Consider the following 21,146-nt stretch of genomic DNA (forward strand, 5'->3'; position numbering starts at 1 on the left):
GGCACGCGGAACTGATGTACCGTCAGTTCATGCCGCCTGCCGACAGCATCCGCCGCATCGGCCGCCGCGTCGCCGTCGCCGGAGTCGCGCTCTCGGACGGAGGGAGGGTCGACGAGGCGACGCCGTACGCGCTGCACGCCCAGGCCGCGCGCCGGGCGCTGACGGACGCCGGCATCGACCGCTCCCTGGTGGACGGGCTGGCCTCGGCCGGGCTGGGCACTTTCGCGCCCGTGGAGGTCGCCGAGTACCTGGGACTGCGGCCCACGTGGGTCGACTCCACCTCTGTCGGCGGCTCCACCTGGGAGGTCATGGCCTCCCACGCCGCCGACGCCATCGCGCAGGGCCGCGCGAACGCCGTGCTGCTGGTGTACGGCTCCACCGCGCGCGCCGATCTCAAGGCCCGCCGCCGCACAGCCGATCTCTCCTTCGGTACGCGCGGTCCGCTGCAGTTCGAGGCGCCCTACGGGCACACCCTCATCGCCAAGTACGCGATGGCGGCCCGCCGCCACATGCACGAGTACGGCACCACGCTGGAACAGCTCGCTCAGGTCGCCGTCCAGGCACGCGCCAACGCGGCCGCCAACCCCGACGCCATGTACCGGGAACCGGTCACGGTGGACGACGTCCTGTCCGGCCCGGTGATCGCCGACCCGTTCACCAAGCTGCACTGCTGCATCCGCTCGGACGGCGGCTGCGCGGCGCTGCTGGTCGCCGAGGATCTCGTGCCGGACCTGGCCACCCGCCCCGTCTGGATTCTCGGCTCGGGAACGGCCGTCTCTCACACCACGATGTCGGAATGGGAGGACTTCACCGTCTCCCCCGCTGCGACGTCGGGGCGCACCGCCTTCGCACAGGCGGGTGTCACACCTTTCGACATCGACCTCGCCGAGATCTACGACGCCTTCACCTACATGACCCTCGTGACACTCGAAGACCTCGGTTTCTGCGCCAAGGGGGAAGGCGGCTCCTTCGTGGAGAACGGTCGGCTGCTGCGCGACGGCGACCTGCCGGTCAACACCGACGGAGGCGGTCTGTCCGCCTGCCATCCGGGCATGCGGGGCCTCTTCCTGCTCGTGGAAGCGGTACGGCAACTGCGCGGCGAGGCGGGCGACGGGCGACAGGTACGCAGGCGCGACGGAGCACTGCCCGAACTGGCCGTCGCGTCCGGCACAGGCGGCTGGTTCTGCTCGTCGGGGACACTGGTGCTGGGCCGCGGTTGAGGACCGCGGGAGGGGGCAGGCGCCGGGCACCGCGTCGGGACCGCGAGCACCTGGTGCTACGGCGTCAGAACGGCTGGTGCATGCTGTCCGCCGTCAGAACCGCTGGTACATGATGTGCAGTCCCACGAACCCGCGCTCGGGGTGACGGAAGCCCTCCGTCAGGGTGGCCACGATCTCGAAACCGAGGGACTTCCACAGCGCGACAGCCCGGGTGTTGGTCTCGACGACCGCGTTGAACTGCATCGCCCGGTAGCCCTCGCTCTTGGCCCACTCCAGCACGTGCTCGCCCAGCGCCCGTCCGACACCCTTGGCGCCGCATCGGGGATCGACCATGAAGCTGGCTCCCGCGATGTGGGACGCGCCGCCCATGTGGTTGGGGCCCGTCTTCGCCGAACCGAGCACCCTTCCACCCTCGTCCACGGCGACGAAAGTGATCCCCGGGGGTTCCAGCATCCAGGTCGCTCTGCCTGCGGCCTCCTCCATGTCGCGCGGGTAGGTGTAGGTCTCGCCAGCGGCGACGATGGTGTGGAAGAAGGGCCAGATGGCGGCCCAGTCGGCTGCGGTCGCTTCACGGATCTGCACGGACACAGCCTGCGTGATCGGTGGCCTGTGACGCCACCGGGAATCACCGCGCCGGCACGACGAGCGAGGCGCCACGCCGGGACGACGAGCGAGGCGCCACGCCGGCACGACGAGCGAGGCGCCACGCCGGCACGATGGGCGCGGCGCGGGAGACGCGCCCCTCGCTGGGACCAGACACCTGTGAAGGCTGCCAGGAGAGCGCTCATGCGTACGCGAGAGCGCCTATGCGGGGCGGAAGACGGGCACGGTGATTCCGTCGTCCTCTCCGGACGCCTCCCGGAACGCGACCCGCAGTTCCTTCCCCACCACCAGCGCCTCCTGTGGACAGTCAACCAGCTCGGTCATCATGCGCGGGCCCTCCCTGAGTTCCACGACGGCCGCGACGTAGGGGACGCGCCCCGAGAAGGGCGGCAGGTCGTTGCGGTGGACGACGGACCAGGTGTAGAGGGTGGCCCGCCCGTCCGCCTCCTCCCAGACGACGTCCTCACTCCAGCAGCGCGGGCAGAACTCGCGTGGGTAGTGGTGCGCTGTGCCGCACCCTTCGGCACGGCAGCGGCGTATCAGCAGCCGTCCCCCAGCCGCCGCCTGCCAGTACGGCGCGGTGAACGCGTCCACATCCGGAAGATCGAACCGCTGTTTCGACGTTGTGCCCATCCAGCCTCCGCTCACACAGGGCTTGGCTTCCGCCCTTCCGTCACCCGTTCGCGGGTCATAACTGACGGCGCATCAGGTGGCACGTCGCAGTGAAGCGGCCTCCGCGCCCCTTTGCAAGGGGCCGTGCGGACCGACCGGCGACAGCTCAACAGGGGCACCTAGAATTGTCGTCATGCTCATGCCCGAGAACGGGACGCCCGTCCACATCCTCGGCGCCGGCCCGGGCGGCCTCGCCACGGCCGCCGCGCTGCGGGAACGCGGCATCAGCGCCGTCGTACTGGAGAGGGCCGACGCCGTCGGCGCCTCCTGGCGCTCCCACTACGACCGCCTGCACCTGCACACCACCCGCGCCGGTTCCGCGCTCCCTGGGCTGCCCATCCCCCGCGCGTACGGGCGCTGGGTCGCACGCGCCGACGTGGTGCGCTACCTCGAACAGTACGCGGCACACCACCGCACAGAGGTGGCCACAGGAGTGCAGGTGCACCGGCTCGAGCGCGGCGAAGACGACCAGTGGGTGCTGCACGCCAACGGCGGACGGCGGTTGACCAGCCCCGCCGTCGTCGTGGCCACCGGCTGCAACCACACCCCCCACCTGCCGCCCTGGCCAGGACGCGAGACCTTCACGGGCGACCTGCTGCACGCCTCCGCCTACCGCTCCGCCGCCCCCTACGTGGGCAAGGACGTCCTGGTGGTGGGCGCGGGCAACACCGGGGCCGAGATCGCCACCGACCTCGCGGAGAGCGGAGCAGGGCGGGTACGCCTTGCCGTGCGGACACCACCGCACATCATGCGCCGCTCCACCCTCGGCTGGCCCTCCCAGCGCAGCGCCATCCTGTGCAGACACCTGCCTGTCGGACTCGTGGACCGCATGGCGGGGCGGCTGACCAAAGCCTCCCTGCCCGACCTGTCTCCCTACGGGCTGCCCCGCCCGGAGGCGGGCTTGTACACGCGCGTGCGCCAGGGGGCGATCCCGGTACTGGACGTCGGACTGGTCAGCGCGGTACGGCAGCGGAGGATCGAGCCGGTTGCCGCCCTCGAGTCGTTCGAGGGGGCGAAGGCCGTCCTGGCGGACGGAGAAACCATCAGTCCCGGGGTGGTCGTCGCCGCCACCGGATACCGCACGGGACTCGACGAACTGGTCGGCCACCTGGGCGTGCTCGACGCACGCGGCCGCCCGCTCGCTCACGGCCGTCGCACCCACCCTTCGGCCCCCGGCCTCCACTTCACCGGCTTCTCCTACCCGATCAGCGGGACACTACGGGAACTGCGGCTCGACGCCGGACGGATCGCGAAGGCCATCGCCAAGGCGGCCCGCTGAGGCCACCGACCTCATACTCCCCCAGGAACGCGAAGCAGCCGTAAATGGCCGCTCAGGTGACGTCGGACAGCCCGTGGCCGACAGAGGGGTTCCTGACGTGCCGTCAGCTCCAGTAACCTGACGGGGCGTCAGTTCCAGTCGGCCACCACACGGGAGTGGGCGAGTACACATGCTCGGATCGACTCACGGGACCCTTACCATGACCCCCCGCCAGGGCCGGGTACTGGCCTGCGGCGAACCGGCCGGCGGCGGCAGCGTCCACAGCAGGGCCGACGACAGCGACGACGTCGGCCTCGATGTCAGCGGCCGGCCGCTGCACGCCCCGGTGCCCGATCTCGACCGCTTCTTCCGCCCGGAGGCCGTCGCCGTGGTGGGCGCCTCCGACGCGGAAGGGCGGCCCAACACCGGCATCACGCGGCAACTGCTGGCCTGGGCCGAACACGTCGGCGCCCGCCTGTATCCGGTGCACCCCAAGCGGTGCGAGGTGTTCGGGCAGGCGTGCGCGCCCACCGTCGCCGACCTGCCCGAACCCGTGGACGTCGCCGTCCTCCTCGTGGCCGACCCGTTGCCCGTACTGGAACAGCTGGCGGACACCAAGACCCGGTTCGCCGTCGCCTTCGCCTCCGGCTTCGCCGAGACCGGCCAGGACGGCACCCTCGCCCAACAGCAGCTGGCCGAGGCCGCGGCGCGCTCCGGCGTGCGGCTGCTGGGCCCGAACACCAACCTCAACGCCTTCGAGCGCTTCCGGACCGACCTGGACGGGCCCGCGATCGCCCTCGTCACGCAGTCAGGCCATCAGGGCCGCCCCCTCTTCGCCCTCCAGGAGCTGGGCATCCGGCTCTCGCACTGGGCACCGACCGGAAACGAGGCCGACCTGGAGACGGCCGACTTCCTCTCCTACTTCGCCGGCTGCCCCGAGGTCGGGGCCGTGGCGGCATATGTGGAAGGGCTCAAGGACGGCAGGCGCTTCCTGCTCGCCGTGGACCGCGCGGCACGCGGCGGTGTCCCCGTCGTCGCGGTCAAGGTCGGCCGCACCGAGACCGGGGCGCGCACGGCCGCCTCGCACACGGGGAAGCTCACGGGCTCCGACGCCACGGTGGACGCGGTGATGCGGCAGTACGGCGTCATCCGCGTGGACGGGCTGGACGAACTCCAGGACACAGCCACGCTGCTGGCCCGGGCCCGGCCGCCACGGGCCGAGGGCGTCGCCGTTCTCGCGATCTCCGGGGGCACCGGAGCGCACCTGGCCGACCTGGCCACCTCGGCAGGGCTGACGCTGCCCACCCTCTCCGACGCCAAGCAGGCGGAGCTGCACCAGTGGATCCCCGACTACCTGTCGGTGGCCAACCCCGTCGACAACGGTGGTCACCCGGTGGGTGACTGGCGCGGCCGCAAAATCATCGACGCGGTCCTGGCCGACCCGGACGTCGGCGTCCTCATCTGCCCCATCACCGGTCCCTTCCCGCCGATGAGCGACAGGCTGGCGCGGGACCTGGTGGCCGCGGCCGAGGAGACCGACAAGCTGGTCTGCGTCGTGTGGGGCTCTCCGGTCGGCACCGAGGACGCCTACCGGACCACGCTGCTCGGCTCCTCGCGGGTGGCAACCTTCCGGACGTTCGGCAACTGCGTGCGGGCGGTGCGCGCCTACCTCGGCCACCACCGCTTCGCCCGCGCCTACCGGTCCCCTTTCGAGGACGCGCCCCGCACCCCCTCCCCCTCGTACCGCAAGGCGCAGGCTCTGCTGCGGCCCGGACAGCAGCTGAGCGAGCACGCAGGCAAACAGCTGCTGCGCGCCTACGGCGTCCGCGTCCCCCGTGAGCAGCTGTGCACCAGCGCGGCGGGGGCGGTGCGCGCGGCCGCGCAGGTCGGTTACCCGGTCGTCATGAAGGCGTCGGCACCGCGACTCGCGCACAAGAGCGAGTACGGCCTCGTCCGCGTCGGTCTCACCTCCGCGAGCCAGGTCCGCGACACCTACCGCGAGCTGATGGACATCACGCGCGCCGAGGACATCGAACTGGACGGCGTGCTGGTGTGCCAGCTGGTCGACCCCGGCGTGGAGATGGTGGTCGGCGTCGGGCAGGACGAGCTGTTCGGACCGACTGTGACGGTGGGACTCGGTGGCGTCCTGGTGGAGGTGTTGGGCGATGTCACCGTCAGGGTCCCTCCGTTCGGCGAGGAGCAGGCCCGCGCGATGCTCGGAGAGCTGCGCGGTGCCGCACTCCTGGACGGGGTGCGCGGCAGGCCGCCCGCCGACGTCGACGCACTCGTCGAGGTCATCCTCCGGGTGCAGCGGATGGCTCTGGAGCTCGGGGCGCCGCCCGGCTCCGAGGGCGCCGGCGGTCTGGCGGAGCTGGACATCAATCCTCTGGTCGTCCTGCCGCGCGGGCAGGGCGCGGTGGCGCTCGACGCCCTCGCGGTGTGCCGGTGAACGGCGCGCGAGGTGCCTCGCCTCCCGCATGCGGTTCCACGCCGCCGCCGGTGACTGCGCCGCCCGCGCGGGAACCCGTCTCGCAGGCGTACGCGACACCGCCGCCCGCGCGGGCAGGCGCGTCACCCACACGCGGCGGCGGAACGCCCGCGTGCTGCGCCACGCCGTCAGCGCGCAGCACCGCGCCACGGGTGCACAGCACCGTGTCATACGTGCACAGCGTTGCGTCATCCGTGCACAGCGCCGTGTCATCCGTGGACAGCGCCGCACCGTCCGCCGTGAAAGGAGCCGCACGTCGATGACCTCCCCCCGTGATCCGTCGCCCTCCGACCAGCCCGAGCGGGCCGAGCCCGCAACCTCGCGTGAGGCCGCGGACGAGTCCTTGGAGAAAGTTGTAGCGCGGACCACTGACAACGGCGTGGCGTGGCTGACTCTCGATCGGCCGCACACCCTCGGGGCTCTCACCGTCGACCAGCGAGAACGCCTCATCGGCCTGCTCGCCGACGCCTCTGCCGATCCGGAGGTTAGGGCCGTCGTGCTCACCGGTCGAGGACGCGGCTTCTGCGCGGGCGCGGACCTGAGAGGCGCACCGGGCAGCGGGGCGGAACGGGTGGCGGGCGACGTGGCGCGCACTCTGGAGCGGGGAGCGCAGCGGCTGATCACGGCCGTGCTCGACTGCGAGAAGCCGGTACTCGCCGCCGTCAACGGCGTTGCCGCCGGTCTCGGCTGCCATCTCGCCCTCGCCTGCGACCTCGTTCTGGCCGCCGAAGAGGCCACGTTCGTGGAAGTCTTCGTACGCCGCGGACTGGTGCCGGACGGGGGTGGCGCCTACCTGCTGCCGCGATTGATCGGGCCGCAACGGGCCAAGGAACTGATGTTCTTCGGGGATGCACTGGCCGCCACGGAGGCCGCACGGTTCGGCCTGGTCAACCGCGTCGTCCCGGGTGAGGAGTTGACGGAGACGGCGCGCGCCTGGGCCGCACGCCTGGCGTCCGGGCCGACCCGCGCGCTCGCGCTCACCAAGCGGCTGGTCAACGCCTCCATGGACACCGACCGCTCCGCCGCCCTCGGTGCTGAGGCGTGGGCCCAGGAGATCAACATGACCACACGGGACGCACGCGAGGGCGTGGCGTCCTTCGCCGAACGGCGATCGCCCGTTTTCGACGGGAGGTAGGACAGCGGTGGTTACGCTGGACGGAACGCCCCGAACGGGCCGGCCGGTCCGACAGCACCACCGCCGAATGACACACCCGACGGCACCAGCTCCGACGACGCTCATCCGACGACGCCACAGGGACGATGAAGCCATGATGGGACACGCGGGAATGGCAGCCGCCGCGGTGCGCTATCTGCGGGCGGCCGGCTCACCGTCCGGACAGGCCGCGGGGCGGGCGCGGCCTGTCCAGGAGCGAGGGGAGGAGCGTACCGACACGCTTCCCCCGCCCGACCTGCGAGCTGTGCGAGCGGACGAGCGCGCACCCGTCGACCCGGCCGTCTTCCGCCGCGTCCTGGGCGGTTTCGCCTCGGGGGTCACCGTCGTGACAGCGCCCGCGCCGGCGTCTTCGCACAAGGGCGCATCGGAGGCCGGGGAAGGCGTGCCAGGGCCTGCGGGGTTCGCCTGCCAGTCCTTCGCCTCCTTGTCGCTGGAGCCGCCGCTGGTCTCGTTCATGGTGGCCCGGACATCCAAGAGCTGGCCCGGCATCGCCCGCGCCGGGGTCTTCTGCGTGAACGTCCTGTCCGCCGCGCAGGGGGAGCTGTGCAGGGCGTTCGCGGTGAGCGGCGCCGACAAGTTCGCCGGGGTCTCCTACTCCCCCGCCCCGGTGACCGGATCGCCCCTGCTGGAGGGCGTGACGGCGTGGATCGACTGCGAGATCCACGCCGTGCACACCGGCGGTGACCACCTGATCGTCGTCGGCAGGGTGCGCGCGCTGGACGAAGGGCGCAGTGATGAGGCACCGCTGGTCTTTCATCAGGGGAGGCTGGGGACGTTCACGCCGGCCGAGTGAACAGGCACGCGCTCGCTCCCCCGTGCGTCACGCCGCGTGCATGTCCAGTCCCGTGCGGCCGGGCGCCAGGTGCGGGCGCAGCGTCAGGTCCGCGTCGTAGTCCCCTCCGGCCTCGTACCGGTAGGCCAGGGGAGCGAGCGTCTCCAGTGCCTCCACCCGCGCGCGCAGTTGATCCTGCCACTCCGTGGCGTCTGTCCCACTCGCCCGGTCGGCTCCGTAGAGGACGAACGGCGGCAGCGGGGTCATGCCCGTGTACCAGAACGTGCCGTGGTGCAGCGGGAAGAGGATGTCGTCCACGAAGCCGTGGATGCCGCGCGGGCCGAAACTGGAGGAGCGCGCACCGACCGAAGTGACGACCATGGCGCGCTTTCCCGCCAGGCCTCCGTCGCCGTAGCGCCGGGCACGACCGTGTGGGTCCTTCACCCCGAAGGCGAATCCCTGCACCAGCACGCGGTCGAACCATCCCTTGAGGATGGCCGGCGGCCCCAGCCACCACAGGGGGAAGTGGAAGACCAGTGTGTCGGCCCAGGCGATCTTCTCCTGCTCGGTGCGGACGTCCTGGCTGAGCAGGCCCCTGCGGTGCGCGTGCTCTTGGGCCTCCCCGACCAGCAGCCGCTCCTGTGCGTCCCTTGCGGGAAAGTCCGCCCGGTCGACGACCGGCTTCCACCCCATCGCGTACAGGTCGGACTGGCGCACCTCGTGGCCACCTTCGCGGAGGGCAGCTACCCCGGTGTCCCGCAGAGTGGCGTTCAGAGAGCGTGCCTCGGGGTGGGCGAAAATCCAGAGCGTCTTCATACGACCGATCGTGCGGGCTGCCCCGATCCGAAACGAGTGACCGTATGGACGACGAGTGCAAGGTTCTGGCCACCCGGCCCACTTGCCCGCTCCCTCCGGGCGCCACCTCCTCGGCTCACCTTTTGCCGCTCCCTCCGGGTGTCCGTGCGGCCCCCTCGTCCCCCGTCAGAACGCCGCCGGGCCGCGCCATTGCGCCGCTCGTGGCCAACGGCGCACCCGTCCTCCCTGGCCCTCGCCGTACGACGAGCACCATGAAGGCCGCCAGCGCACACAGGACGCCCGTTCCCGTCCAGGCGAGGTCGTACGTCCCGGTGGCGTCCCTCACCAGTCCCGCCACGAAGGCGACCACCGAGGCTCCCGTCTGGTGCGCCGCAAGCACCCAGCCGAAGACGATGGCACCGTCGGCGCCGAAGTGCTCTCGGCACAGCGCCATGGTGGGCGGCACGGTGGCGACCCAGTCGAGCCCGTAGAAGATGATGAAGAACAGCATCGGCGGCTGCACACTTCCGGCGAAGAGCATCGGCAACAGCAGCAGCGACAGCCCGCGCAGTCCGTAGTAGACGGCCAGCAGTCTGCGGGCGTCGAAACGGTCGGTCAGCCAGCCGGAACAGACGGTGCCGACCAGATCGAGCACACCGATCAAGGCCAGCAGGGACGCGGCGACCGGAACGGCCATCCCGTGGTCGTGCGCCGCCGGCACGAAGTGGGTGCTCATCAACCCGTTGGACGACGCGCCGCAGATCGCGAACGACCCCGCCAACAGCCAGAAGACCTTGGTACGGGCCGCCTGCCACAGCGCCGAAAGGGTGCGCCGCAGCGCCCCGGCCGCCCCGGCCTCGGGGGGCACGTAGCCGGGGCCCGCGCCGTAGGGGCGCAGTCCGACGTCCTCGGGTCGGTCCCGCAGCAGCCACACCACCAGTGGCACGACGGCGAGCGCGGACCCGCACACCACCAGTGAGGCGGTGCGCCACCCCGAGCCCTCCACCAGGAGCGCCACCAAGGGCAGGAAAACGAGCTGCCCTGTCGCGCTGCCGGCGGTCAGGATGCCGCTGACCAGTCCCGTGCGGGCGACGAACCACCGGTTGGCCACCGTGGCGGCGAAGGCCAGCGCCATGGATCCTGAGCCGATGCCCACCAGCAGCCCCCAGCACACGATCAGCTGCCACTCGGAACGCATGAAGACGGTGAGCCCGCTGCCCGCCGATATCAGCAACAGCGCGGCGGTGACGACCTGACGGATGCCGTAACGCTCCATCAGCGCCGACGCGAACGGTGCGGTGAGTCCGTACAGCAGGACGTTGAGCCCGACGGCGAACGAGATGGTCCCGTGGGACCACCCGAACTCCTGGTGCAGAGGATCGATGAACACGCTGGGTGTCGCCCGGAAGCCGGCGGCCCCCACCAGTGCGACGAAGCACACCAGCGCGACCCACCAGGCACGGTGCACGCGCGGTGCCGGTGGGGCCGCGTCGGGGGACTGTCGGCTGTGCGTCGTGCGGCTGCCGCGGTCGTCCCGCTCGGGCGGCCGTGAGGGAAGGGTCTCGGTCACACTGCTCAGCCTGCTGAGCACACGGGCACGGAACGAGTGGCCCGAGAGCCACCATGTGCGAGGATCGGGCCATGGCCGTCTTCACCCGTACCGGTCTCCACAGAGTCGCCGTTCTCGTGCGGCACGGGCTGCTGCCGATCGAGTTGGGAATCCCGCACTGTCTGATGGGGCGTGCGCGGTCCGCCTCGGGGGAACCGCTGTACGAGGTCGTCACCTGTGCCGCCGCTCCCGGTGCGATCCGCACGGAAGGCGACTTCACGGTCAACGTGGAACACGGCCCCGAGGCACTCGCGGAGGCGGACACCCTGATCGTCCCCGCGGCGCACGAGCGGGACGAGCCCTACGACCGCGGCGCGATGAGCCCGGCACTCGCCGAGGCCTTCGCACGCATCCGCCCCGGCACCCGGATCGCCTCCATCTGCACGGGCGCCTTCGTCCTGGCGTCCGCCGGGCTGCTGGACGGCAAGCGGGCGACGACCCACTGGAGCGCCGGCGAGCGCTTCCAACGCCTCTTCCCCTCCGTCAAGCTCGACTCGGACGTCCTCTACGTGGACGAGGGCTCTGTCCTGACCTCCGCGGGTATCGCCTCCGGGGTCGACCTGTGCCTCCATATGATCCGCGGGGACCACGGCTCGGCGGTGGCGAACGAGGTCGCCCGCCGCACCGTCGTGCCACCCCACCGCGACGGCGGGCAAGCACAGTTCATCCGCCGCCCCGTACCCGAACCCCGACTCTCCTCCACAGGAACCGCCCGCGCCTGGGCCCTCGACCACCTCCACCACCCCCTCACCCTCAAACAACTCGCCGACCAGGAAGCCATGAGCGTCCGCACCTTCACCCGCCGCTTCCGCGAAGAAGTCGGCATCAGCCCGCAGCAGTGGCTGACCCGACAACGCGTGGAGCGGGTGCGTCATCTACTGGAGGAGAGCGACCTGTCCGTCGACCAGGTCGCCGCCCGGACCGGGTTCGGCTCCGCTTCGACACTGCGCATGCACTTCCAGGCGTCCCTCGGCGTCTCTCCCACCGCGTACCGCAGAACGTTCCGTACGGAGGGTGGCGAACACGTCGCCGCGACCCCCGTCGCGCCCTGCGAGGGGTGACACGCATGCGGGAACTGCCGACGACTGCCGCCGAGGGCGAAGGAGACGCTCACCATGTCCGACCACGCGCGCGTGTTCATCCACCCGGGCCGCCACCGGGTCGCCGTTCTGGTCCGGCACGGTGTGGTGCCCATGGAGCTGGGCCTCGTCCACCAGGTGTTCGGCCGCGCGGCCGGGCCGAAAGGTGACCCGCTCTACGAAGTGGTCACCTGTGCACTGACACCGGGAGCGGTGCGTACGGACGCCGATTTCCCCGTCCATGTGACGCACGGGCCGCAGGCGCTGGCGGAGGCCGACACGGTGGTCGTCCCGGCCACCCACGAGCCCGACGCGACGGAGACGGAAGGCACCCTGCCGCAACCGCTCCGCAGCGCGCTCTCACTCGTCCGTCCCGACGCCCGGATCGCCTCCATCTGCACGGGCGCGTTCGTCCTGGCCGCCGCCGGGCTGCTGAACGAGAAGCGGGCCACGACGCACTGGATGTCCACGGACAGCTTCCGCGCTCTGTATCCACGCGTACGCCTCGACCCCGACGTCCTCTATGTGGACGAGGGCTCCGTTCTGACCTCCGCCGGAGAGGCCGCGGGTATCGACCTGTGCCTGCACATGGTGCGCGGGGACCACGGCTCGGCTGTGGCGAACGAGGTCGCCCGCCGCACCGTCGTGCCACCCCACCGCGACGGCGGGCAAGCACAGTTCATCCGCCGCCCCGTGCCCGAACCCCGACTCTCCTCCACAGGAACCGCCCGCGCCTGGGCCCTCGACCACCTCCACCACCCCCTCACCCTCAAACAACTCGCCGACCAGGAAGCCATGAGCGTCCGCACCTTCACCCGCCGCTTCCGCGAAGAAGTCGGCATCACGCCGCTGCGCTGGCTGACACAACAGCGCATCGAACACGCCCGTCACCTGCTGGAGGAGACGGACCTGCCCATCGAACGCATCGCCACCGACGCGGGCTTCGGTACCGCGGCCTCCCTTCGCCAGCACTTCCACGCCTCCCTCGGCGTCTCCCCTCGCGCCTACCGCCGCACGTTTCGCGCGGGAACGGCGGACGGATATTCCCTGGACGTCGCCGGCCCCCTGACCGGAACGGCGCGCGCAGCCGGGACGGCCGCCATGGCCGAAGCCCGCTCCTGAGCCGCGGCTGCCGCCGGCGCCGTTGCCCCCGTTTCTTGCCCTCGCCGCCCCGTGCCCGTACCCGTCCCAGTTGCCGTCCCCGTCCCCGTTGCCGTTGCCGTTGCCGTTGCCGTTGCCGTTGCCGTTGCCGTTGCCGTTGCCGTTGCCGTTGCCGTTGCCGTTGCCGTTGCCGTTGCCGTTGCCGTTGCCGTTGCCGTTGCCGTTGCCGTTGCCTGAAAGGGACGGCGCACTCCCTCGGACGGTTTCGCCGGACGAGTACTCGCTCAGAAGGTCAGTACTGCCCGCGCCACCCGACCCTGGTGTGCATCGTGCGCTGCCCGGTCGAAATCCTCGATCGGGTAGACCTCGGTAACCAGCTCGTCGAGCAGCAGCCGCCCCTGGCGGTAGAGGTCCGCGTAAAGGGCGATGTCACGGGACGGACGGGAGGAACCGTAGCGGCAGCCCAGCACGGATTTGTCCAGGAACATCGCCGCCGGCAGGAAGGTGGCCTCCGCGTCAGCCGCCGGCATGCCCAGCAGCACGGCCTGCCCGTGCCGGTCCAGGAGATCGATGGCCTGCCGCACGAGCGCCGTGCTGCCGACGCACTCGAAAGTGTGCGCCGCGCCGTCGGGCAGGATCTCCCTGACGGCGGCTTCTGTGCCGGAAGCCACGGAGGCGGGCATGTCGGCATCGGCGCACCCGGGACGGGGAGCCTCTGCGTCGGCAGGCGCAGACGTGGCTTCTGTGTCTGCGGCCCCGGACGCCGTCGCGACGGACGCATCGGCTCCGCCGCGCGCGCCGGCCGCGGCTGCCGCCGCCGGTGACGCGGTCACGAAGTGCGTGGCTCCGAACCTGCGGGCCACGTCCTCCTTCGCCGGATTGGCGTCCACGGCGACGATCGGGGCCGCCCCCGCGATCCGCGCCCCCTGGAGCACGTTGAGCCCGATGCCGCCGACGCCGAGCACCACCACGGACTCGCCCTGGCCGACCTTCGCCCGGTTGAGCACGGCACCGACACCGGTGAGGACGCCGCAGCCGATCAGCGCGGCGGAGGTCAGCGGGATGTCCCGGGGGATCGGCGCGGCCTGCACGGCCTTGACGACCGTGCGCTCGGCGAAAGCGGACGTGGCCGCGAAGTTGTGCAGTGGCTTGCCGCCCCGGAGGAAGGGCCTCTCCGGCCTGCCGATGGCGCTACGGCACATGGTCGGCCTGCCCCGCGCGCACTCGGGGCACGCGCCGCAGTTGGCGATGGTGGACAGCGCCACATGGTCCCCCGGAGCCACATGGCGCACCCCTTCTCCCACCGCCTCGACCACACCCGCGCCCTCGTGCCCGAGGACGACCGGGCGCGGGAACGGAATCGTTCCGTCGATGACGGAAAGGTCGCTGTGGCACAGCCCTGCGGCCCGGATGCCGACGAGTACCTCGCCGGGCCCCGGGGCGCGTACGTCGAGGTCGTCCACCACCTGCGCCTGGCCGGCGACCCGGGCCTGAGCGAGTGCCCGTGCCTGTGGGGTGGCCCGCTCCTGAGCGACCGCCTGTGGGTGAGCGGCGGCCACCGCCGGGGCGGCCGCGTCGTCGACAATCACGCCTCTCATGCCATGGCCCTCACTTCGCTCCGTCTGCTCTTCGCACTGCGTTCTCGTCCCTCGGCCCGACCGGGTGTCTCAGGTCCCCGCACGCCCGGATGCGCAGGCCCCCGACGCCGGCCAGGCGGCCGAACCGCGCTGCCGCAGCCCGCCCCACCCCCGCGCCGCAACCCCGCCGCGCCGCCGCACCGCCACCGAGCGGCACGCTTCACGACGCCCAGACGACCGACTGGAGTTCGCTGTAGGCATGGAGGCCGAACACCCCTCCGTCCCGGCCGACTCCGGAGTCCTTGAACCCGCCGAACGGCGTTTCCGGGTGCCGCTGAACGGTGTTGATGCCGACGTTGCCGCTGCGCAGCCGGCCGGCGAGCCGCCACGCGCGGCCGGTGTCGCCACTGAAGACGTAGTCGTACAGCCCGTACGAGGTGCTGTTGGCGAGGCGCACGGCCTCGTCGTCGTCCTCGAACGAGAGGACGACGACGACCGGCCCGAACAGCTCTTCGCGGGCGACGGTCATCTCCGGTGTGACGTCGGTGATCAGGGTGGGCGCGACGTAGAAACCCGTACCGGGCTCGGCGGGCCGCTCGCCCCCGACCAGCACCGTCGCGCCCTGGTCACGGGCTGCGGCGATGTGGGCCTCGACCCGGTCGCGCTGGGCCGCGGAGATCAGCGGTCCGACCACGATTCGCTCATTCGTGGGATCGCCGAGTGTCAGTGCGGAGGCGTAGCGTGAAAGCGCAGTCACGAACTCGTCGTAGAGCGAGCGGTGTACGAGCGCACGCGTCGGTGCCGTGCAGATCTGGCCGCTGTGAAAGGTCCAGGTCGAGGCGACCGAGCCCAGTGCTGCCTCGCGGATCCGGCCATCCGCGTCGTCCAGCACCAACGCCGCACCCTTCCCGCCCAGTTCCATGAGGGTGCGCTTCATGCCTCGTCCCGCCCGCTCCGCGATCTTCTTTCCTACGGAGGTGGAGCCGGTAAAGCTGATCATGTCGACGTCCGGGTGCGCGACCAAGGCCTCGCCCGGCGTCGCCCCCGAACCGGTGACGACGTTGTAGAGCCCGTCGGGCAGCCCGGCCTCCTGGAGCAGTGGGCCCAGCTCCAGGCAGGCCAGCGGATCCTGCGGCGCGGGCTTGCAGACGACGGCGTTGCCCATCGCAAGAGCGGGCGCGACCTTGCCCGCGAGGTTGACGACAGGAAAGTTGTAGGAGGTGATGCACCCGACCACACCCAACGGGCGGCGCACGGCTGCCGCCCCGATCAGCCCGCCGGGGGCGAGGGCACTGGCCGGTACGGGCTGCGGGGCGAGCGGCACGGTGTCGGGCTCCGTCGCACCGCGGGCGTAGCGGCGGAAGCGGTCGGCGGCGGTGGGCAGTTGCATTCCGCGGGCCACCTTGAGTGTGGCGCCGGTCTCGGCCTGGAGGAGCGGTACGAGCCCGGGGCCGCGTTCGGTGAGGAGAGCACCGATCCTCTCCAGTACCCGAGCGCGTTCACGGGGGTCGGTGTCGGCCCACTCGTCCTGGGCGGCGCGGGCCGCGCGGACGGCGGTGCCCACCTCGTCGGCGCCCCCTTCCGGGGCGTAGCCGACCGGCTCTTCGGTGGCCGGGTCGGTGATCTGGTAGTGGCCGCGCGCGGGCTGCTGCCAGGCGCCGGCGATCCAGTGCCGGTAGGCCTGCGGTGCACCCGCCCGGCCGGGGGCGGGTGCACCGGGGGCCTTCCCGGTGCCCGGTGTCGCGCTGGTTCCGCTCTTCGGTGTGCTCGCTTTCGTCGTCACGTGCTTGCCTCTCTGGGCGGGCCCAGCACCGTGCTGGGACAAGGTTGTTCCCGTCGGCTCATCGAGCCGCACCGAGCCGACGGGCAGAGCGCGTGCGTCGCCACCACTGCGAAGCCACGCGCGTCACTCGGCGCCGTGCACCGTGCCCGCCTCTCGACGCCCGACGCTCGACGCCCGACGCCCTGCGCGTCGCTCCGCACCGGGCACCGAGCCCGCGCTCGACGCCGGACGCCGACCGCGCCGCTCCGCGCGGGAGACCGCATACCGCTCCACTCCGGAGACTGCGCGCCGTGCCGCTCCACTTCGGAGACCACATGCCGTCGCACCGGACACGGCGTATCGGACCGCGCCGCGCCGGAGACCGCATTCACCACCGCCACCAACGGCTGCGTCACCACGGAAGGGGCACCCATCCGCCGCGCGCGGGAGGTCGGGGGCGGCCACTACGCCGTCGCGCCCACTCAGGCGTTGGGGCGGTCCTTGCGTGCGGCGGCGTCGGCCATCTCCCTGAGCCGCTCCAGCATGGGCATCGGATCCTGCCCGACGCTGCCCGGGAGGGCCTCGGCGAGCTGCTCGGGTGTCCACGCGCCATCGGCGTAGGCGGCCCGGAGTTCGCGTGGCTGCGCCCAGACGGCGACCTTGGGGCCGGCGACGGTGTAGACCTGTCCGGTGATCTCCTGGGCCTTGGCCGAGTCGCTGAGGAGGTAGACGACGAGGGGTGCCACATCTTCCGGTTCACCGATCTCCGTCAGCTCCGTGGGCACGCCCGCGGACATCCGCGTGCGTGCCACGGGGGCGACGGCGTTGGCCGTGACTCCGTACTTGTGCAGACCGAGGGCCGCGCTGCGCACCAGGGAGATGACGCCTCCCTTGGCCGCCGCGTAGTTGGCCTGGGAGACGGAGCCTTGGTGATTGCCGCTGGTGAAGCCGATGAGGGTGCCGCCGCGCTGTTGGCGCATGACGGCGCTCGCGGCGCGGAAGACGGTGAAGGTGCCCTTGAGGTGGGTGGCGACCACGGGGTCCCACTCCTCCTCGCTCATGTTGAAGAGCATGCGTTCGCGCAGGATGCCGGCCACGCAGACCGCCCCGTCGAGCCGCCCGTACCGGGCCAGGGCGGTGTCGACGACGCGCCGGCCGCCGTCCATGGTGGAGATGTCGTCGGCGACCGCCACCGCTTCACCGCCCGCCGTGGTGATCTCCTTGACGACGGCTTCCGCTATCTCGCTGTGCGGCTCGCCACCGTCGACGCCGACTCCGTAGTCGTTGACGACGACTCTGGCGCCCTCGCTCGCACACGCCAGCGCCACCGCGCGGCCGATGCCGCGCCCGGCGCCCGTGACGGCGACGACCTTCCCGGCCAAGAAATTGCCCACGTCCGTCCCCCTCCCGAGTTATCTGACGACCCGTTAGATTCTTGGGCAGGCGACGCCCGAACACAAGAGCCCCGTACCGCCCCGCTTCCGACGTCCCGCTCTGGAGGAGAGATGACCGTGCCCGCAAAGTGCCCCGAGTTCGCCGAGATCGCCAGGCGGGTCAACAACTGGGGCCGGTGGGGTGCCGACGACGAGGTGGGAACGCTCAACCTGGTGACCGACGAGGTGGTGCGGCGGGCGGCGGCCGGCGTGCGCAGCGGTCGCCGCGTCCCGCTGGCGCTGCCGCTCCAGCAGAACGGCGTGCAGACCGGGATGATCCCCGGCCGGGTGAACCCGCTGCACACGATGGTGGCCCTCAACCTGGAGATGTTCGGGCCCGGCACCGTGGCCACCAGCGACGACGTGGTGACCATGGGTCTCCAGGCCGCCACCCACTGGGACGGTCTCGGACATGTCTCGCACGGCGGGCGGATCTACAACGACCGGCCCGCCGACTCGATCACCGCGCACAAAGGAGCCACGTTCAGCGGCATCGAGAAGACGCACCCCCTCGTCTCACGCGGCGTCCTGCTCGACGTGGCGCGCGCCCGCGGTGAGCAGCAGCTGGCGGGGGACCACGCGGTGGAGCCCGAGGACCTGGAGGCGGCCGAGGAGTTCGCGGGCACACGGGTGCAGGCCGGGGACATCGTCCTCGTCCGGACCGGGCAGTTGCGCCACTTTCTGGCCGGTGACAAGCACGCCTACGCCCATCCGTCCCCGGGGCTGTCGATCCGGGCGCCGGAGTGGTTCCACGCCCGCGATGTGGCCGCTGTCGCCAACGACACCCTCACCTTCGAGATCGTTCCCCCGCAGATCGAGAACCTGTGGCTGCCGGTCCATGCCCTCCACCTCGTCGAGATGGGCATGCTCCAGGGCCAGAACTGGAATCTGGAGGAGTTGTCCGAAGCCTGTGCGGACGAGGCCCGCTACAGCTTCCTGCTCTCGGCGCCGCCCGAGCCGTTCACGGGCGGAACGGGTGCTCCGGTGGCACCGGTGGCGGTGCTGTGAAGCGCAGCAGGGAGGGAGCGGGCGCCAGGGGCTCCGGACGCCCGTGGACGGTGGAACGGTTCGGGTGGCGGTGCGCTGATGCGCGCCCCGAGCACGGCACGGCGTACCGCCACCCGACTCCGGCGCTCGGGGGCCCTGCCTCGCACGGCCCTCGGACAGGCCTGGCACGAAGGTTGGCGCCGGACAGCGACCCGTACTCGCCGAGGAATCCAGGATTCCTCGGCGTCCCCTCACGACGCATCGCTCCACCCAAGGGTGATCAAACCGACACGAGTCGTCAACACCTGGTCTGGACTTTGGGGTTTTTGCCCCAATCCTCCCGGCGCACGTTCAGCCGAACGCGCCAGCCCCGGCTTCCACGACGTTGACCCGGGTGCGCATCGGCATCGTGGCGTCGGGACGCGTCTCCGTCCGCGAGCGGGCACCGCCCTCCAGGCGTGCCGCCTCCGGGTGCGCCCGCGACTCCCCGCCTGCTCGCCCGCCGGCTCGCATCTCGCCGTACACCGGGGGCGCGAGGACACATCCCGGCCCCGGCGGCGCGGCGTCCAGTTCGCACCAGACGCGCTTGCCGCCCGGCTCGTGCTCCCAGCCCCAGCGGTCGGCGAGACCGGAGACGAGCTCCAGTCCGCGGCCGCCGGTGTCCCCGCCCTCGGCCTGGCGGTGGCGCGGAGCGCGGCTGCTCGTGTCGGCGACCTCGACCCGTACGGACTCCACCGTCTCGCACGCCTCCTCACCCCCGCACCTTCGGGGCAGCAGCATGCACAGCACGGCCGGACATCCGGTGTGCACCACCGCGTTGGTGACGAGTTCCGAGATCAGCAGAATCAGCGTCTCGGCCAGCGGTTCGTCGGCAGCCACCCCGGCTCCCGCGAGCCGGGCCCTGGCCCACCTACGGGCGCGCCCCACCTCCGTCGGATCGGATCCGATCTCCAACTGCTCCAGAAGCACCTGCACCGCTCACACCATCCGAACTGGCGGACACATCGCCTCGCGTCTCCTTGTAGTCACGGATTGTGACTCCAGCGAGACCAGCATGGTTGCTCATAGTGAGGGCAACAAGCGCTTCAGGCATATTCCGGCGCAAAGGAGTATCGGCACGGCATACTGTGCGACGGCCTGTGCGACGGCCTGCGGCACGTTGTCGCTTCGGTGTTGCCCCGTGCGGCGGCAGGTTTGCGCTGTCGGATCCGTTCGGACACGGGTTCCGTCACCGCCGTCGGCTCACACGTCTCCCGCGCGACAGCCTTCATGACTTTGAGTAACCACCGTTGTTCAGATTGCCCCTCACATAGCGGCGGAATGGGTCGGCAGCGGGGAGGGACAGAGCCAGCAACGGGAAACCCGTGGCAAGCGGTCACAGCAGAGCAGTTGCCAGTTTTTCCTCGGCTGCCACCGACGTCACCCACTGCTCGGCCCGCAACCAGGCCCGCTTGAGATGCAGATGCACCTCGGCCTCCCAGGTGAAGCCCATGCCGCCGAACACCTGGAGACAGTCGCGGGCGTTGGAGGTGGCGGCCTCGTCGGCGAGGAGCTTCGCGGCGCACGTCTCCTCGTCCTCGCGGGTGACGGCGGCCGCGTACACGGCGCTGCGCGCCGTCTCCGCCCGTACCAGCATCCCGGCGCACAGGTGTTGCACCGCCTGAAAGGTGCCGATCGGCCGGCCGAACTGTTCGCGTGCCCGGGCGTATCCGACGGCCAGTTCCAGTGTTCGGTGTGCACTGCCCAGTTGTTGCGCTGCGGTGAGCGCGCCGGCCTCACGGCGCAGCACGTCGGCGTCCACCGCGCACAACCGCTCGCCCAGCCCTCCCCTCATCCCTCTCGCGACCCCTTCCCCCAGCCCTTTTCGCGCTCCCTCCACCCCTTTTTGCGCTCCCTCCGATCCTTCCTCCGGCCCTTTTCGCTGCCCCTCCGGCCCTTTTCGCTGCCCCTCCAGCGCATTTCGCAGCTCGCCCTGCCGGCCTTCGGCAGCCGTCCGGCTGCCGGGGGACGTCCGACCGGTCACCCGGTGCAGTGGGGAGAGCGGATCGACGGAGAGCACGGGTGCGGCGGCGGGGAGGTTGTCGGCTTGTTCGCCGCCCTTCACCGTCTCGTTCAGGGCGCTGCCCGTGGTCTCCAGGAGCCGCACCTCGCCGCCGCCGACGAGTAACACGGCGTCCGCCGCCTCCAGGTGTTCCACCAGCATGGTGTCCGGGACGGCTCCCGCGGGGGGAGACGTGCGGCCCGGCGACGACGGCCCCGCGTCCATCGCCGTCACCACCGCCCGCCCTTCCCCCGCTCCGGGTACCAGCCCCCAGCTGCCCGCCAGGTGAGTGGCGACCAGGGGGCCCGGCAGCAGGGCGCGGCCCGCTTCCTCGAAGACCAGCACCGCTTCGGGCAGTCCGAGGCCGACCCCGCCCGCGCTTTCGTCCGCCCGCAGCGAGAACAGTCCGGCCTCGCCCAACTGTCCCCACAGCCGCGCCAGCTCCTCCCTCGGGGCGTGGTGCGCGAGAGGATCGGCCGCCTGGTGCAGCGCCGTCGGCCCGAAGCGCCGGTCGAGCAGTTGCCGCATGCCGCGCTTCAGTGCCTCCTGATCGTCGGTCAGCCGGAAGTCCATGG

General features: G+C 71.6%; 17 protein-coding genes. 8 read left to right on the forward strand and 9 right to left on the reverse strand.

Going from position 1 to position 21,146, the window contains the following annotated elements:
- The first annotated feature begins 29 nt into the window (after positions 1-29).
- On the forward strand, positions 30-1,220 hold the full coding sequence (locus MMF93_RS14380) for a thiolase C-terminal domain-containing protein (protein ID WP_242751677.1): 1,191 nt from the start codon (positions 30-32) through the stop codon (positions 1,218-1,220).
- Between the two features lie 93 nt (positions 1,221-1,313).
- Here MMF93_RS14380 and MMF93_RS14385 read toward each other — a convergent pair whose 3' ends face one another.
- Together MMF93_RS14385 and MMF93_RS14390 are read right to left on the reverse strand one after the other, a co-directional pair.
- Positions 1,314-1,802: a GNAT family N-acetyltransferase gene (locus MMF93_RS14385; protein WP_242751678.1), complete on the reverse strand. Its 489-nt coding sequence runs from the start codon at positions 1,800-1,802 to the stop codon at positions 1,314-1,316.
- A gap of 222 nt (positions 1,803-2,024) precedes the next feature.
- The gene (locus MMF93_RS14390) at positions 2,025-2,456 is read right to left on the reverse strand and encodes a Zn-ribbon domain-containing OB-fold protein (protein WP_242751679.1); all 432 of its coding nucleotides are present in this window, start codon (positions 2,454-2,456) and stop codon (positions 2,025-2,027) included.
- Between the two features lie 178 nt (positions 2,457-2,634).
- Between MMF93_RS14390 and MMF93_RS14395 the strand changes: the two genes are divergently transcribed.
- From MMF93_RS14395 to MMF93_RS14410, 4 genes are all read left to right on the forward strand, one after another.
- Positions 2,635-3,774 (forward strand): flavin-containing monooxygenase, encoded by a 1,140-nt coding sequence (locus tag MMF93_RS14395; protein WP_242757564.1) that lies wholly within the window; start codon positions 2,635-2,637, stop codon positions 3,772-3,774.
- Positions 3,775-3,943: 169 nt separating this feature from the next.
- A complete protein-coding gene (locus MMF93_RS14400; protein WP_242751680.1) occupies positions 3,944-6,202 on the forward strand; it encodes an acetate--CoA ligase family protein in 2,259 nt (752 codons plus the stop codon).
- A gap of 298 nt (positions 6,203-6,500) precedes the next feature.
- Positions 6,501-7,376, forward strand: a complete 876-nt coding sequence (locus MMF93_RS14405; protein ID WP_242751681.1) for an enoyl-CoA hydratase/isomerase family protein — start codon at positions 6,501-6,503, stop codon at positions 7,374-7,376.
- Between the two features lie 133 nt (positions 7,377-7,509).
- Positions 7,510-8,208 (forward strand): flavin reductase family protein, encoded by a 699-nt coding sequence (locus MMF93_RS14410; protein WP_242751682.1) that lies wholly within the window; start codon positions 7,510-7,512, stop codon positions 8,206-8,208.
- A gap of 27 nt (positions 8,209-8,235) precedes the next feature.
- On the opposite strand, the gene MMF93_RS14415 is transcribed toward MMF93_RS14410, so the two are convergent.
- Together MMF93_RS14415 and MMF93_RS14420 are read right to left on the reverse strand one after the other, a co-directional pair.
- Positions 8,236-9,003, reverse strand: a complete 768-nt coding sequence (locus MMF93_RS14415) for an NAD(P)H-dependent oxidoreductase (protein WP_242751683.1) — start codon at positions 9,001-9,003, stop codon at positions 8,236-8,238.
- A 115-nt stretch (positions 9,004-9,118) separates the two neighbouring features.
- On the reverse strand, positions 9,119-10,561 hold the full coding sequence (locus MMF93_RS14420; RefSeq protein ID WP_423835602.1) for an MFS transporter: 1,443 nt from the start codon (positions 10,559-10,561) through the stop codon (positions 9,119-9,121).
- A 62-nt stretch (positions 10,562-10,623) separates the two neighbouring features.
- On the opposite strand from MMF93_RS14420, the gene MMF93_RS14425 reads away from it, so the two are divergent.
- Positions 10,624-11,652: a GlxA family transcriptional regulator gene (locus MMF93_RS14425; protein WP_242751684.1), complete on the forward strand. Its 1,029-nt coding sequence runs from the start codon at positions 10,624-10,626 to the stop codon at positions 11,650-11,652.
- Positions 11,653-11,706: 54 nt separating this feature from the next.
- Positions 11,707-12,792 (forward strand): GlxA family transcriptional regulator, encoded by a 1,086-nt coding sequence (locus tag MMF93_RS14430; RefSeq protein WP_242751685.1) that lies wholly within the window; start codon positions 11,707-11,709, stop codon positions 12,790-12,792.
- 263 nt (positions 12,793-13,055) lie between these two features.
- On the opposite strand, the gene MMF93_RS14435 is transcribed toward MMF93_RS14430, so the two are convergent.
- From MMF93_RS14435 to MMF93_RS14445, 3 genes are all read right to left on the reverse strand, one after another.
- Positions 13,056-14,369 carry an alcohol dehydrogenase catalytic domain-containing protein gene (locus MMF93_RS14435; protein WP_242751686.1) on the reverse strand — a complete coding sequence of 438 codons (1,314 nt, stop codon included), beginning with the start codon at positions 14,367-14,369 and terminating at the stop codon, positions 13,056-13,058.
- Positions 14,370-14,568: 199 nt separating this feature from the next.
- Positions 14,569-16,131 carry an aldehyde dehydrogenase family protein gene (locus MMF93_RS14440; protein WP_423835422.1) on the reverse strand — a complete coding sequence of 521 codons (1,563 nt, stop codon included), beginning with the start codon at positions 16,129-16,131 and terminating at the stop codon, positions 14,569-14,571.
- A gap of 461 nt (positions 16,132-16,592) precedes the next feature.
- The gene (locus tag MMF93_RS14445) at positions 16,593-17,504 is read right to left on the reverse strand and encodes an SDR family oxidoreductase (protein WP_242751687.1); all 912 of its coding nucleotides are present in this window, start codon (positions 17,502-17,504) and stop codon (positions 16,593-16,595) included.
- A 111-nt stretch (positions 17,505-17,615) separates the two neighbouring features.
- Between MMF93_RS14445 and MMF93_RS14450 the strand changes: the two genes are divergently transcribed.
- The gene (locus MMF93_RS14450) at positions 17,616-18,551 is read left to right on the forward strand and encodes a cyclase family protein (RefSeq protein ID WP_242751688.1); all 936 of its coding nucleotides are present in this window, start codon (positions 17,616-17,618) and stop codon (positions 18,549-18,551) included.
- A 330-nt stretch (positions 18,552-18,881) separates the two neighbouring features.
- On the opposite strand, the gene MMF93_RS14455 is transcribed toward MMF93_RS14450, so the two are convergent.
- Both MMF93_RS14455 and MMF93_RS14460 read right to left on the reverse strand, forming a co-directional pair.
- A complete protein-coding gene (locus MMF93_RS14455) occupies positions 18,882-19,505 on the reverse strand; it encodes an ATP-binding protein (protein ID WP_242751689.1) in 624 nt (207 codons plus the stop codon).
- A 400-nt stretch (positions 19,506-19,905) separates the two neighbouring features.
- A complete protein-coding gene (locus MMF93_RS14460) occupies positions 19,906-21,144 on the reverse strand; it encodes an acyl-CoA dehydrogenase family protein (protein ID WP_242751690.1) in 1,239 nt (412 codons plus the stop codon).
- Between the last annotated feature and the right edge of the window lie 2 nt (positions 21,145-21,146).

Source organism: Streptomyces tubbatahanensis, assembly GCF_022699385.1.
GTDB classification, from domain to species: domain Bacteria; phylum Actinomycetota; class Actinomycetes; order Streptomycetales; family Streptomycetaceae; genus Streptomyces; species Streptomyces diacarni.